We start from the raw sequence: 14,093 nt of genomic DNA, 5'->3' as shown, positions 1-14,093 counted from the left end.
GCCTCGTCGCGTCAGAGGGATGGCTCGGGGCGGGGTGTCAATACCGCAGTCGGCGGCCGGCGTCGGGGCCGACCGGCTCGGCATGGAGATCGACCGTCGCCATGACCGAAAGCCCGACGAACAGGGGCGTGTCGACGGGAACGTTGTCGACCAGTTCGATGCGAACCGGGACCCGTTGGACGACTTTGACAAAGTTGCCCGTCGCGTTCTGCGGCGGGAGGATCGACAGCGTCGCGCCGGTGCCGGCACTGAAACCGGCGACACGTCCCACGAACTTTTGTCCCGGGTACGCGTCGACTTCCAACTCGACCCGTTGGCCTAGTCGAAGGTGCCGAAGCTTGGTCTCGCGAAAGTTGGCGTCGACCCAAACGTCCTTGAGCGAGCGAATGTTCATGAGGACCTGACAGGGTTCGATGACGTTGCCGATGCTGACCTTGCGATTGACGACGTAGCCTTCAAGCGGGGAGCGAACTTCGGTGTGGATTAAGTCGAGCCTCGCGGCCTCGAGTTCGTGCTCGGCTCGCCGGACTTCGGGGCATTCATAGCGGTGACGCGGGTCGAACGCCTCGCCGCCAAGCGTCGACAGGATCTTTCGGGCACGCAGGTCCGCGGTGCGGACGTCGGGCGCCTCCTCCACCGCCACGTCGATGTCGATTGCCCGGAAGGCGCTGTAAATGTCGTCCGGCGTCGCGCCGACCGGCGACATGGGACGCCCGAGCTGATTGAATAGGCCGACGCAACGCGAGACCGCTTCACGCGTGAGCGGATGAGCGTTGATGGTGTTCTTGGGGATGAATTCGGGATTCTCGGCCGATGGGTTCAGGCCAAGTCGCCCGCGGAGTCGCCGGATCGCCTCGGTCACGAGGATCCGACCGCGTTTGACCTGCTCGTACTCGCGTTCGGTCTGTTCATACGACGCGTCGCTGACGCTCCGCGCTTTGCGGAGCCGCTGTTGTCTTCCCAGCTCCCGTTCGATGAGGCTGACGCTGCGTTGAGCGGAGTGGTACTCGTCCAGGTGGGTCAGCAGCAGGGATTCTTCCGTTTGGAGATCCTGACGTTGGGCTTCCAACTGATGGATCATTTCGGAGAGTTCGGCGAACGCCTGGCGGGTGCGCGAGCGAGCCAGCACCGCCTCGGCGGTGGCCTCCCGCCACGCGGCGACGCGTTCGTCGATTTCCCATCGCGTTCGCTCGAGCTCTTCCTCGGCGCGTTCGACGGCCAACAAGTAGGGCCGATCGTCCAAGCGGAGAAGAAGCTGCCCCTCCTCGACGTGGTCGTTGTCATCGACGAGGACCTCGACGACTTGGCCGTCGATGCGGGGACTGACGAGGGTGACGTGACTGGCCACGTAGGCGTTGTTGGTCGACACGGTTCGCAACATCGAGAGGACCATTGGCTCGAGCCAAGCGATGCCGAGCACCAAGACGCCGACGGCTCCGAAGGAGAGACGCAGCGTTGGCCAATGCGTGTTCAGTCCATGCTGAAAGAACTGAACGATGCGATGCCATCGCCTCGTCGTCACGCCATCCCGGTAGATGCGAAAGCTTGTCGTGTTCATGGTTGGCTTGACGCCTCGCTATTCCTGGAGCCGCCTCGAGAGGCGGAGCGATTTCCTTGGGCCGACATACCTCTCGGCAGTGATCCGTCACCACTACGTTCGGGAGGACTGGCCGATCCGAATTCGGTATCGACCATGGAGGTTGTCGAATCGCCGCGGCGCGCGGAGCATCCAATGACGAGGCCACAACGGCTCCCGCGCATGCGAGTTCGACAAGGTAATGACCTTGGGAAGTTAACTGACGACGTTATGTGCGAGCGACCGTCGTTGGCCCCGACGTCGCCCACCATTCCGCGCCTCAGCCCGATGGGGCACGTGGCGAAGAGGGCGAACGGCGACAGTCACCCGGTTCCAGCGCAGGAAATTTAGCAATCCCATGGTCGGTGGGTCAAATGAAGATTGATCGGTAATTGTTCCCGTCAACGCCCCCATGACCGTGGCGTCGAGGTAAGTCGTTGGCGAGCGGGGGTTGCGTCGATCGAAGGCCCCAACGTGAAGTGAACGATCCTGGGCCAAAAGTTTCTCCACCCCGGCGTTCTTCTCCACCCCGGCGCGGCCGACCTCACAGCGGGAGTTCCGGAGACCGTGGCGTGCTCTTGTCATCGGCGAGTGGTTGTTGGGCTCCGGTCTCCGCGAGCGCCGACTTCATCGCTGTTAGTAGTTCGTGAAGTTTCCGCGGGTTCTTGGTCGCCAAGTTCTCCGGCTCGTATGGGGCGTTGGCGAGACTGAAGAGTTCGTAGCGCAGTCCGTTGAAGCCCCGGTAGTGATCGATGAGCTTCCAATTCCCTTGACGGTAGACCGTGAATTAGCTGCGTCGGTGCTTGTGAGGAAAGTGCATCAGGAAGGTCGGCTCTCGATCGGGAACCGACTCCCCCGCGAGCAGGTTCCTGTGGGAATAGGGAGCCGCTGCTGGTTTGTTTTGTCGGGATCGGCTTTGGCCCAAGCCGCGATGAAGGGAACCCGCGTCTCCTTGTCGGCAAACCGCTTCATGTTCGGCGTGCGGTAGAAGTCGTTGAGCGGATGGCCTCTCGGCTTGACGTCATGATCGGTCGGGAAGGGAACCGGGGTGTCCATCACTCCCATGTCGTCGACCAGGAACACCACGACGGTGGGTGGCTCCTGGTTCGTCGCCGCCGGCGCCGGTCCCGCGATCAGGCTGCCGAGGGCGAAAGCGGTCACGAGGAGAGACTGGAGCGGTCGGTTCGCCCGTTACATGGTCGCGAGTCGTCCTTTTGATGGCCGGATCTGGTCCAAGTCGTCGATCTTCCGGCAAGGAATCTCGATGGTCAAGTCTCGCGTCAGGTCTTCCCGCCAGAGCCTGTCGTGGTGACGGCGTCGGCGCGGACGAGCTTTCCATTTGGCCGACGACGGTCGTCGCTACGAGCTGGTCGACGGAGAGGTACGAATGACGTCGCTGGCCGGGGGCCGACATGGGCGCATCGTGCTGAAAGTGGCCTGGAGACTTGGCGATCACGTCGAGAAACGCCGAGCGAGTCGGCGACTATGCGGACGAACCTGGCTACGCACCTCTCGCTCCCGACCTTGTCGCGGAAGTTGTCTCGCGGAACGACAGGCGTCTCAGCATGCCCACGGCAAGCGTGAGTCTGATCAGCATGCCCACGGCAAGCGTGAGTCTGATCTGCATGCCCACGGCAAGCGTGAGTCTGATCTGCATGCCCACGGCAAGCGTGAGTCTGATCTGCATGTCCACGGCAAGCGTGAGTCTGATCTGCATGTCCACGGCAAGCGTGTACATGGCACTCCCAAGAGTCTCCTGGGCAGTGGGTTAACCGACCAGGGCACTAGGCGAGGAGGCATAGCGCGGTCTTGACCACTCCGCGGATCGTCTGCTTGTCGGCGCCGGAGCGAGCCATGACCGAGAGCCCTTGTGCGGTGTTGATGAGAAAGTCGGCGAGTTCTTTCGGGTCGGCCGACGAACGAAGCTCCCCACGCTCCTGGGCGAGTTGGAGCTTGCGCTGAAACTCGTCCCGAACCCGATCGAGCAGGGCACGGGCACGTTCGGTCGCGCTCGGCTCCTTGCCGAACTCGATCAGCGTGTTGGTGACCAGACAACCCTTGCGCTCGGGGTTGGAGGCCGACTCGGCCCACCGCTCAATCAAGGAGCGGACATTCTCCAGCGGGGTCCCTGGGCCATCGAGGATCGCCATCCCCTTGGCGAAGACCGTCTCGGCGTAGAGATCGAACGCGCGATCGAACAGGGCGCGTTTGTCCCCGAACGCGGCGTACATGCTACCGCAATTGATCTTCATCGCCTCGAGCAGATCCTCGCAGGAGGCGCCGTCATAGCCCTTCTGCCAGAAGACGTCCATCGCCGCCTGAAGGGCTTCGTTCTCGTCGAATTGTCGGGGGCGCCCGCGTCGCATCGTTTAGAGGTCGCTTTCGATCGTGTGCAATGGCAACGGTCTTGACGAGTTGGACCCGCCGCGAGAAGTCCGAACCGTTCCCTCATCCTTTGAGATTCGTCTGCTCCGCGTCCGGAAGCCAGCGGAATCTTCGCTCGATCATCGCCAACGCCATCTCTTCGGGAGGCGCCGCGAAGCGGTCCACATCTCGCAGAGGCCCGCGTAGACATGAATAGCCGCCGCGATCGTGCTGGTCATGGAGTTCTTTGACAATCTCGAAAATGGTCTTCCTGCCGTCCGCGCGGAAGTGGCGTTCGACTGCTTCGATCGGCAGACGGTAGTCGTGCGTCCCCTCCAGCAAGTCGACGAGCAAGAGTCGCAAATACTCCCTCGCCTCCTCCACGCTGATGGCGGGCCAATCGTCGATCCCCGCGTCGTGTTTGCGGCTACCCGCGGGGATGACGAACGAGCGATAGCCGGCGCCGCCTCGCATCCCGGATAAGGTGAAGAGGATCTGGTCAAGATGGCCGCGCAGCGAGTGTTTGAGCGAGCCGGTCGACTCACTGGCGAGCAGGATCAGGGACTCTCCGGTGTCCGGATTCGCTAGTTCCGAGCGGCCGTGCAGCTCCACCGTCACGCCCACGAGGGCATCACCGACCCGAACCTCCAGGGGGAACGTGAGGGGAGGAAGGACTTCGTCGACCTCCGCCCCCGCCTCGGCTCGTCCAAATCGGAAGATGCGAAAGGGGCGATGCTTGTCGAGTTCGAGCGCCGCCACATTCGCTTTCCAGTGCTGGAGGTCGCTCAGAAAACTCGCTCGCTCGGTCGCGAGGAAGGGCCCCGTCGGCAAGCGCCCGGCCAATTCGTCGTGTTCCAGCAAGGGAGCCAGCAGTTCGGCCGAAGTCGGATCCTCGGGCATGGGCCGTGACAGCCGACCGCGAAAGGCTCGCCGCAGCAAGCTCGTGCGCTGGAGGATCGTGGTCTCCAATGGCTCGTCATCTCCCGAGTCCGATGCTGACTCGTCATCCGCCGAGAGTCTCAAGATCAAGCGGGCGTAAGTCTGTAGGGGGGACTCGAGAAACCGACGCAGCGTCGTCAAGGAGACCGCGAGGGTCGGTCGCTCCTCACGTTGCTCGGAAACCCACCGCACCAGCGCCGAGGGAGACGGTTCGGGAGTCGCCGAGGAGGAGCTTGCCGCGAGGGGTAGTAGGCCGAGCCATTCCTGGACCGTTCGCGGCAATGTTCGCTGCATCGCCCCATCGATGTCCCATCCTGGGCCGAGGTGGGCGACGAGTTCCTTTCGCAGCAGGGTGGCTTGGTACTCTTGCCGTGCCGCGGGCGAATGGGAGGGAAGAGGACCTCTGTCGGGAGACGTTTCGAAGTAGCTCGCGTCGTATCGCCTGAGCGGATGCGCGACGGTGAGACGGTCGAGATCGACTTCGGACAGGGAGCCTTCGCCCAAGAGGGACAGGAAGTCCTCAACCATCGGCGACGGGGCCAGCTCCTCTCCCGTCTGGCTGTCGCGAGCGATGTACGAAAGGACCAACCGGTCGGAGGTCGCCATCAATCGTTTCCAGAAGGTGAATCGGTCGCGCTGCCGCGCATCGAGCTCCCCCTCCACGGGCAGCCATTCGGTCAGATCGAGGGGATCGCGCCGAGCCCGCACGGGAAAGGTTCCTTCGCCCAGGCCCGCGATGAAGACGACTCGGAAGGGAATATCGCTGGCCGAGCGCAGGGGAGCCACCACCACGCCGTCGGTCAGGGGGCGACCGCGAAACCCGCGCCGAGCCCCTAATTGACCGAGGAAGATCCGTTTGGCGATCTCGTAGGGGACCGGACGACGATCGATGTCGATCTCGGCGAGACTCGTCGCCGAACGCCGCGCGAGGCCGAGCGCGAACTCGTCCCGATCGTCCTCGGGCTTCAAGTACGACCCGATCATCCCTTCGAAAAAGATCGACCACTCCGTCAGGGGCAGGTGTTGCTCGTTGGCGAAGTGGGCGTCGGCGAGCAAGGACCGCGCCAGCGCGATCAGTTGCCCGAGCGAGGTTAGTTCGTCCTCGTGGCTATCGACGGGAAGAGAAACGGCGTCGCCGCCCCGATAGGCCCGCTGCTCGCCACTCTCTTCTCCCAGCATCCACGCGCCCAGGCCGAGTCGCCGAAGCCCCTGATCCCAGTGAAACAGGTCGAGCTCGACATAGGCATCGATGGGCGAATCGCCGTCGGCTCCCCGGTAAATACCCGCGAACTCACACCAATGTCTCCACCGGTGCGGATCGGCCTCGGGTGCATGTCCGAGGACGCAGGGATGAGTGAGCACCGCGAGAAGGTCCGATCGCGTGAGCCGACCCTGGGGTAGCTCCACGATCAGCTTGAGCGCGTCAAGCAACCGAAGGTGTTCGGCGATCGGCAGGTCGGCCACGCTAAGTGGGATGTCGTGGAGTTCCCGAAACGCCGATTCGAAGTGGGCGACGTAGCTTGAAAAAGAGCCGGAATCGGCGACCAGGATCGCGATGTCGTCAAACCGCAGCGGCGGTCGATTCGCGGTGGGCTCCGCGGAAAGGAGTTCCCAGATCTCGTTGCCGAGGATTTCCGCCTCCCGGCGCAAGTCGGGGCATCGTAGGATTCGCACCGAGGCATCACCCGCCAATGATTGGCTCTCTGACTTCTCGACGCCTGAAACGATGTCCCGTTGGATCTGGCCCAGCAAGCTCGTTGGCGATGCGGGCCGAACGGCGACTCGTTCGATGCGCGCGGTCGGGCAAGTGGGGTGGAGGAGCTCGAACGCTCGCTGGGGTGGCTCGGCCCAGCGACGCGTCCAAGACGCAACCCCAGGGGGACGCAGGGAGGGAATGACGGCGAAGGCGTCAACATCGGTCAGTTCGGCGAGTCTCGCCAAGGAGTCGCGTTCACCGGGCGAGGTGATGTCGGCGCCGAACCAAAGGAGCTTTCGTGGCAGGGAGGTCGACGAGAGACGATCGACGATGTCGGCCGGATGGCTCCAGTGGATCCCCGTTTCCGACTCGATCGTGGGCAAAAGGCCCTCGGGCCCCAAGAGCCGACGCCACAGTTCCCGTTGCCAAGCTTCGGTGGAGTGAGCCGGTTCCCGCGTGAAGACCGCCTTGCCCTCCGCCCACTGTTCGGTCAACCTGGGACGCTGGGTCATGTACGTGTCGAGGAGTCCCGCGACCTTCTCGGCGAGCTGCTGGCGTCGTTGTTCGCGGGCGGGCGAGCCGGGCTCTCCAAGATAGTCGCGGACCGGGCCGGGGAGCGACGCGTAGGACTCGTCCGCCTCGTCAAAGAGACGCCACAAGCCACGCTCGAGCTGAGTCGCGGTGAGCGGACGGCGCGAGCGATCTTCTCGACGGAGCAGCGACGCGAGGAAGGACAGGGGGCGAACGAAGCGAAGGTTGCACGCGATCCCGCGACGACGAGCGACTTCGTGGGTGACGTAGGTCTCGACCAACCGGCTTGGCACCAGCACCGTCACCATCCGAAAGGCGCGATCGAGCGGGTTGGGGCCGGGCTGATCGAGTCGTTCGATCAGTGTTGGTACCAAACTGCCCAGATTCTCGGCGTGAAACAAGTGAAGCATGGACCGAATCTGTCCTTCTTGTCCGTAACATGACTGGTACAGCCTACGGTGTTGGCCGGCAGGTTGTCGATGGGGTTCTGGGAAGGAAGTGGACGACCGGCTCGACGGGAGGCGCCGTCGGTCGATCGGATCGAGTGAGGCAGGGATGTTTCAGTTCCTCCATGCGGCGGACATTCACCTCGATAGCCCGTTATTGGGGCTCGAACGCTACGAGGGAGCGCCGGTAGAGCGAATCCGCGGGGCGACGCGGCGAGCGCTCGAACGGCTGGTGGCGCTGGCCCTTGAGGAGAAGGTCGCCTTTGTGCTGATCGCGGGCGATCTCTACGACGGCGACTGGCGCGACGTCAACACGGGTCTCTTCTTCGTCGATCAGATGAGGAAGCTTCGCGAAGCCGAGATTCCCGTCTACGTCATCGCGGGCAACCACGATGCCGCCAACCGCATGACCAAGACCTTACGACTTCCCGAGAACGTCCACTTCTTCCTGAGTGACCGCCCCGAGACGAAGCATCTTCCCGACGTCGACGTGGCGATCCATGGGCAGAGTTTTGCCAAAGCGGCGATCACCGAGGACCTCTCGAGCAGCTACCCGGCCGCGGAACCGAACTGTTTCAACATCGGCATGCTGCACACGTGCGCCACCGGGTCCGACGCCCACGCTCGTTATGCTCCCTGCACCGTCGAAGGGCTCGAGTCGCGCGGCTACGACTATTGGGCCCTCGGACATATTCACAAGCGTGAGATCCTGTGCCGCCACCCGCACATCCTGTTTCCCGGGAATGTGCAGGGACGCCATATCCGCGAGTCGGGCCCGAAAGGGTGTACCCTGGTGACTGTCGACCAGCGGGAAGTCACCCACTGGAAGCATCGCAGCGTCGACGTCATGCGCTGGGAGACGTGCTCGGTCGACATCGCCGACTGGACCGATCCCCATGAATTGCTCGAGGAGACAAGCGAGCGGTTTCGACAACTTCTCGATGCTGCCGAGGGGCGGGCGCTAGCCGTTCGCATTCGTGTCGTCGGCGCGGGACCTGTTCACGCGAAGCTTATCTCGCGTCCTGGTTACTGGACCGACCAGATCCGATCGACGGCACTCGACGTCTCGGGCGGAGAGGTCTGGATCGAGAAAATCGCCTTCCGCACGAGTGCCGCTCGCACGGCCGATGCCGAACGATCGCGGGAGGGCCCGTTGGGGGAACTCGCGACCATCATCGTCGCACTTAAGCAGGAGGATGGCCAACTTGAAAACCTCGCCGGATCACTCGAGCCACTGCTGACACAGTTGAAGAAGGATGTCCGCGAACAGGGGAGTCTGCCTTTGGACAATCCCTCGGAGCTTCTGCGCGACCTGTTGCCGAGCGTGGAGACGACCTTGTGGGACCGGCTGCTCAACGAGGGTGAGGCCGAATGAAGATCTTGCGTCTGGACCTGCTTGCCTTCGGTCCCTTTACCCAGCGCCGCGTCGATCTTTCCGCTGGCCGGGAGGGGCTCCATCTCATTCATGGGCCGAACGAGGCGGGGAAGAGTTCCGCACTGCGGGCGATCGGCCGCCTTCTGTACGGATTTCCCCCGAAACCGAAGAACCACAACGACTCGTTCCTTCACCCACTTCGCGAACTTCGTGTCGGAGCCCTTCTGGGAAATGGCACCGGAGCGTCGCTCGAGGTGGTCCGACGACGAGGCAACAAGAACACGTTGCGCGCCGACGACGATCAGGGCGTCGTCGAGGAAGAAGAATTGCGACCTCTCCTGGGAGGGGTCGACGAAGCTCGCTTCCGGGCGATGTTCGGTTTCGATCACGACGAACTCGTCGAAGGTGGAAAGCGCATCCTCGAGGGAGGTGGCGAACTTGGCGACATTCTCTTCGCGGCTGGGTCGGGACTCGCCAACCTTCGGGACGTGGAGGCGAAGCTACAGGCGGAACAGGACGCCCTCTACCTTCGCCGTGGCCGCAACCAGTCGATCAACGCGGCGCTCACCACGCTTCGGGAGAACCGAAAGAAGGTCCGCGAGTTGCAAAAGTCCGCCGATGAGTACGAACGCCATGCTCAGCAACTCGACGCCAGCGAGCAGGAGCGGGGCCGACTCGATACCGAACTCGAACAGTTGCGGGCCCGGAGGCGTCGTCTGGAGAGAATCGCCGAAGCCTTTCCGCTCCTCGCCCCGCGCGAGCAACTCGCCGAGGAACGGGAAACGCTCGCTGGCGTACCTCGGTTGCGGTCGAGCTTCACCGCCGACCGAGTCGCCGCGACAACCGCGTTGGGGGCGAAACAGCGGCAAGTGGTGAGTCTTGCCGATGAAATCGACGGGGTGGCGCGAGAGCTCGGAGAACGGGAGCTTCCCGGTGAGTTGTTGGCCCAGGGCGAGGAGATTCAGCGGCTTCGCGACAAGATGGCCGAGGTTCGCAAAGCGGTTGACGATCGCCGCGACCTCGTGACCAAGGCGAAGAGTTGCGAAGCGTCGATTGCCGCGTTGCTTGAGGAGTTGCCCGCCGACGTGGGGGCGAATGGTCCTGATGCGCGTCCGTTGACGGAAGCGGAGTGCGTCGAGATCCAGGAGTTGGCCCGGGCTCACGAAGCCCGTGTCCGCGCATCGCGGGATGCCGAGAAGGCAGCCTCATCGACGGCGAGAGAGCGGGAACAGCTCGCGACGGCGTTGGAAGAGATCGGTTTCGTTGCGGATCCGTCACCGATTGGGCCCGTGACCCGGCGGATTGCGCGTTTTGGCGACCTCGAAGGCGAGTTGGCCGACAAACTTGAGGAACTTCGTCAATGTCGAAGGCGAGCGGATGCCGCCCTTTCGCGACTACCACTCTGGAAAGGGGAACTCGAGGAACTGTCCCGTGTCAGCGTCCCCGGTTCGGAAACGGTCTCCGAGTTCGAGGAACGTTGGCAATCGGCCCACGAGAACGTTCGCCGGGCGAACGAACTATTGGAACAGGAGCGAGGCACGCTGCGGCGTCTCGAGGAAGATCTGGAACGGATGCGGCGCGAGCACGACCTTCCCACCCAGGAGAGTCTGACGCAAGCACGTGAGGAGCGCGACGCTCGTTGGCGGGAGATTCTCGACCGTTGGCGAACCAGGTCCGCCGAGCCGTTCGATGAGGCGGATGAGGTCGGCGGCCGCGACTTTGAGAAGGCGATGCGTCAGGCCGACGATATCGCCGATCGGCTGCGGCGCGAGGCCGATCGCGTCGCGCGTCACGAGCGATTGGTGGCGGATCTTCAACTCGCGGGGCAGCGCTGCGACGATCTCGCGAAGAAACTTGAGGAAGCGCACGGCGGACTCGCCCGTGAGGAGGAGGCTTGGCGGGAGGTATGGCGCGAGGCTTCGCTCGTTCCTCGTTCGCCTCGGGAAATGCGCGAGTGGCTTGGCCAGCAGGGCCAGTTGGTCCAGCTCGCCGAAGAGATCGCCGCGCGTGCGTCGGCGGTCGAATCACTGCAAACGAGGATCGACGATTGTCGCGACGAGTTGATTCAGCTACTGCACTCATTTGAGGCGAAGCCGTCGGAGACGGCGCCGCTGGCGATCTTGCTCGAGAAGGCTGAGGCACTTGCCGAGTCGCTGCGGGAGAAGGCGGACCGTCGCGAGCGTCTTCAGGAGCGGATGACGACGATCGAGGAGGAGCTTCCTCGTGCCGAGACTGCGTGCGAGCGGGCGAAGCGCGATCTGAACGACTGGAGGTTGCGCTGGGTCAAGGCGATGCGGCCGATCGGGCTCGAGGGGACGGCGACTCCTTCGCAGGCCGATCTGGTGATGCGCCAGCGGAACAAACTCGAGGAGATTCGCAGGGAGCGGGCGGGCTACACAACGCGGATCGAGGATATCAAGGCGGACGAGGAGGAGTTCAAACGTGAGGCGGCGTCGCTTCGCGAGCGAATCGCCGAAGACCTCTCCCAGCAGCCAATTTTCGAGGCGGTTGGGGTGATCCACGATCGGCTGATCGAAGCCAGGCGAGCCCGTGATCGCCAGGAGGAGCAACGCAAACGTCATGAGGAGTTGCTCGAGAAACAACGCCGCAACCGGGACGAGGTCGCCCGGCTCACTTCGCAGATTGAGGAGCTTTGCCGGGAAGCGGGGTGTTCGGCCGCCGAGGAACTTCCCGAGATCGAAGGGCGATCGCAGCGCCTGATCGAGGTCGAGGCGGAGTTGCGCTCGCTCGAAGAGCAACTCGGAAGACTCGCCCAGGGGCAGTCTCTGGAGTTGTTTGTCGCGGAGGTCGTTTCGGAGGTCGAAGATCCCGACGTCTTGCCCGGACAGATCGAGGCTCTCCGAGCGGAGATCAACGCGAAGGAAGGTGAGAAATCACAGCTCGACCAACGCATCGGTGAAGAGCGCCGCACCCTCGCACTGGTCGACGGCAATGCCGAGGCCGCGGAAGCGAGCGAACATATCCAGCATCTGGTCGCGAAGATCGAACGCGATGCCGTCGAATACGCCCGTTTGAACCTTTCGTTGGCGATCCTTCGCAAGGCGGTCGAGGAATACCGTTCGAAGAACGAAGGGCCAATTCTCAAAGAGGCGGGGCGGCTCTTTCAAACGCTCACGCTCGGTCGGTTCGCCGATCTCCTGCTCGATTGGAATGAACAGGGCGAAGCCATCCTCCTGGGCTTGAGGGAGGATCGTTCGACGCGCGTCGGCGTCGAAGGAATGAGCGAGGGGACGCGCGACCAACTCTATCTCGCGTTGCGGGTCGCGAGTCTTCGGGCCTACCTCGAACGACAACCGCCGTTGCCGTTCATTGTCGACGATATTTTGATTCAGTTCGATGACGCCCGTGCCGGAGCGGCTCTCGAGGTCCTTGGCGAGTTATCGCGAACGACCCAGGTCATCATGTTCACCCACCACCGTCATCTCGTCGAACTGGCGGAGCATCGCTTGGACGCCGAGACCTTGTTCATACATGAACTGGCCGAAGGGACTGTCGATGTCGACGCGACGGCCGTTGGATGAGCCCTTATCCCGCCGATCAGCATGAGGTCAACGCGCCGAGCATCAACTCGTGAACCGCCGTTTGCGGGATCGAATCCCCAGCGTCGGGCGCGGGGCCATCGCCAATGAGCAGAGGCCGGTCGCGAGGGTCTTCCGCGGGGAGTCCATGGCTACCGCGCACCAGCGTCGCGTCGAGCGGAACGACATCGAAGAGGGTTCGAAAGCCGAGCTTCTTCTGAAGGAGGCGGCGAGCCGCTCGGGCCTTGGGCCATCGGAGTTCGGGATCGAAGAACATTTCGCAGGGATCGAAGCCGATCTTGCGGTGGATGTCGACGGTCCGCGCGAAGTCGGGGGCGAGACGATCGTCGTTCCAGTAGGGGTATGCGAACCATGCGTCGGGCTCGGAAAGGAGCACGACCTCGCCCGATCGTTCGTGGTCGAGGTGAAGATCCGCCCGTTCGTCTCCGGTGACGATGCGGCCGAGGCCAGCTCGGGTGCCGATCGTCTCAACCACGCGGCCGATGTCGTTGGGACTGTTGACGTAGAGATGGCAAAGCTGGTGATCGCACACCGCGACGGCTCGCGATTCGAAGAGATCGATCGTTTCGCCGAATGGGCCTTGGCGAACGGTGAGGAGGCCGGCCTCCCGAAGCCAGCGATTGGGGAAGAGTGGCCGGGAGACATCGCGGTGGCCGTACTCGTTGAGGATCCAAAGTCGGGCTCCCGACGACTGGGCGGCGTTGAGGAGGGGAACCATCGCATCGTCGAGTTCGCCCACGACGCGGGCCATGTCGGTGCCCGAAGGCCCGTGGCGCTGCGGGTCGTAGTCCAGATGCGGGAGGTAGACGAGGGTCAAATCGGGGCGCTCGCGCTGGACGACTTCGGCCGCCGCGCGTGCGATCCACGCCGTCGCGGGAAGTCCCGCCATCGGCCCCCAAAAGGTGGCGAAGGGGAAGGGACCGAGGTCCTCTTCGAGCTTTCGAGGCAATGCCGACGGGGCTCCGGAGATGCCGAAGACCTTGTTGCCGTCGGCACCGTAATAGGGCTTGGGAGTCACGCTCAGGGCGACGTCGGCACCTTGATTGAACCACCAGAAGAGCTTGGCGCAGCGAAAGTCCTTCCCGCGCTCGTGGGCCTGGCGCCGAAGGGTCGTGTAGAGCGGTTCGGCTTGCAGGAGACGGTTGGACTGTTGCCAGAACCGCACTTCCATGGTGTCGCGAAAGAGCCAGCCGTTGGCGACGATGCCGTGTTCGTCGGGATGACGGCCGGTGAGGAAGGTGGCTTGGCAGGTCGAGGTGACCGCGGGCAGGACTTCGGTGAGCGACCGTTTCCAGCCACGTTCGGTGAGGGCCTTGAGTCGGGGAGCGTGATCGAGCCATCGGCCGGTCAGGCCGACCGTGTTCGCGACGATGAGCGGGGGCGTCTGGTTTGATGACATGAAACGGTGCGGGAGCCTTCATTGCTTGGCGGTTTCAGGGGCGATCGCGAACTTTCTGCGGGTGGTCACCCTCTCGATTGTTGCTGTGTCATCCCCAGCGAAAGCGTGTTCGGTCGGGGCGTCCGGTTGTCCTCGTTTCGGCGACTTTATAGGCTGATCGATCGGGGTGCCAATCCGAATTCCCACGTGGTCGTCAGCGAGTCACGG

The 14,093-nt window shown here is 63.4% G+C and carries 8 protein-coding genes; 2 read left to right on the top strand and 6 right to left on the bottom strand.

The genetic code is table 11. The annotated features are described in order from the left end of the window. Positions 1-37 precede the first annotated feature (37 nt). The 5 genes from Pan216_RS20440 to Pan216_RS20420 form a co-directional block, all read right to left on the bottom strand. On the bottom strand, positions 38-1,558 hold the full coding sequence (locus Pan216_RS20440) for an HlyD family secretion protein (RefSeq protein WP_145260870.1): 1,521 nt from the start codon (positions 1,556-1,558) through the stop codon (positions 38-40). Positions 1,559-2,395: 837 nt separating this feature from the next. Further along, on the bottom strand, positions 2,396-2,737 hold the full coding sequence (locus tag Pan216_RS20435) for a hypothetical protein (RefSeq protein ID WP_145260868.1): 342 nt from the start codon (positions 2,735-2,737) through the stop codon (positions 2,396-2,398). 340 nt (positions 2,738-3,077) lie between these two features. After that, positions 3,078-3,314, bottom strand: coding sequence for a hypothetical protein (locus Pan216_RS28530; RefSeq protein ID WP_419192781.1), 237 nt, complete (start codon positions 3,312-3,314; stop codon positions 3,078-3,080). A 46-nt stretch (positions 3,315-3,360) separates the two neighbouring features. Then, positions 3,361-3,942 carry a TetR/AcrR family transcriptional regulator gene (locus Pan216_RS20425; protein ID WP_145260864.1) on the bottom strand — a complete coding sequence of 194 codons (582 nt, stop codon included), beginning with the start codon at positions 3,940-3,942 and terminating at the stop codon, positions 3,361-3,363. Between the two features lie 82 nt (positions 3,943-4,024). Then, positions 4,025-7,516 carry an exodeoxyribonuclease V subunit gamma gene (locus Pan216_RS20420; protein WP_145260862.1) on the bottom strand — a complete coding sequence of 1,164 codons (3,492 nt, stop codon included), beginning with the start codon at positions 7,514-7,516 and terminating at the stop codon, positions 4,025-4,027. Between the two features lie 145 nt (positions 7,517-7,661). On the opposite strand from Pan216_RS20420, the gene Pan216_RS20415 reads away from it, so the two are divergent. Together Pan216_RS20415 and Pan216_RS20410 are read left to right on the top strand one after the other, a co-directional pair. After that, the gene (locus tag Pan216_RS20415) at positions 7,662-8,927 is read left to right on the top strand and encodes a metallophosphoesterase family protein (protein ID WP_145260860.1); all 1,266 of its coding nucleotides are present in this window, start codon (positions 7,662-7,664) and stop codon (positions 8,925-8,927) included. Further along, positions 8,924-12,469 (top strand): YhaN family protein, encoded by a 3,546-nt coding sequence (locus Pan216_RS20410; protein ID WP_145260858.1) that lies wholly within the window; start codon positions 8,924-8,926, stop codon positions 12,467-12,469. Before Pan216_RS20415 ends, Pan216_RS20410 begins: the two co-directional genes overlap by 4 nt. A 16-nt stretch (positions 12,470-12,485) precedes the next feature. Here Pan216_RS20410 and Pan216_RS20405 read toward each other — a convergent pair whose 3' ends face one another. Then, positions 12,486-13,886 carry an alkaline phosphatase family protein gene (locus Pan216_RS20405; protein WP_145260856.1) on the bottom strand — a complete coding sequence of 467 codons (1,401 nt, stop codon included), beginning with the start codon at positions 13,884-13,886 and terminating at the stop codon, positions 12,486-12,488. Between the last annotated feature and the right edge of the window lie 207 nt (positions 13,887-14,093).

The sequence above is a fragment of the Kolteria novifilia genome, assembly GCA_007748055.1.
GTDB lineage: Bacteria > Planctomycetota > Planctomycetia > Kolteriales > Kolteriaceae > Kolteria > Kolteria novifilia.
Note: the sequence above shows the minus strand (reverse complement) of the source record. Positions and strands in the feature narration are given on the sequence as shown.

What these genes read in the sequence shown, in the direction of transcription:
- Pan216_RS20440 (WP_145260870.1), bottom strand. Translation starts at nt 1,558, where the DNA reads ATGAACACGACAAGCTTTCGCATCTACCGGGATGGCGTGACGACGAGG.
- Pan216_RS20420 (WP_145260862.1), bottom strand. Translation starts at nt 7,516, where the DNA reads ATGCTTCACTTGTTTCACGCCGAGAATCTGGGCAGTTTGGTACCAACA.
- Pan216_RS20405 (WP_145260856.1), bottom strand. Translation starts at nt 13,886, where the DNA reads ATGTCATCAAACCAGACGCCCCCGCTCATCGTCGCGAACACGGTCGGC.
- Pan216_RS28530 (WP_419192781.1), bottom strand. Translation starts at nt 3,314, where the DNA reads ATGTACACGCTTGCCGTGGACATGCAGATCAGACTCACGCTTGCCGTG.
- Pan216_RS20425 (WP_145260864.1), bottom strand. Translation starts at nt 3,942, where the DNA reads ATGCGACGCGGGCGCCCCCGACAATTCGACGAGAACGAAGCCCTTCAG.
- Pan216_RS20415 (WP_145260860.1), top strand. Translation starts at nt 7,662, where the DNA reads ATGTTTCAGTTCCTCCATGCGGCGGACATTCACCTCGATAGCCCGTTA.
- Pan216_RS20410 (WP_145260858.1), top strand. Translation starts at nt 8,924, where the DNA reads ATGAAGATCTTGCGTCTGGACCTGCTTGCCTTCGGTCCCTTTACCCAG.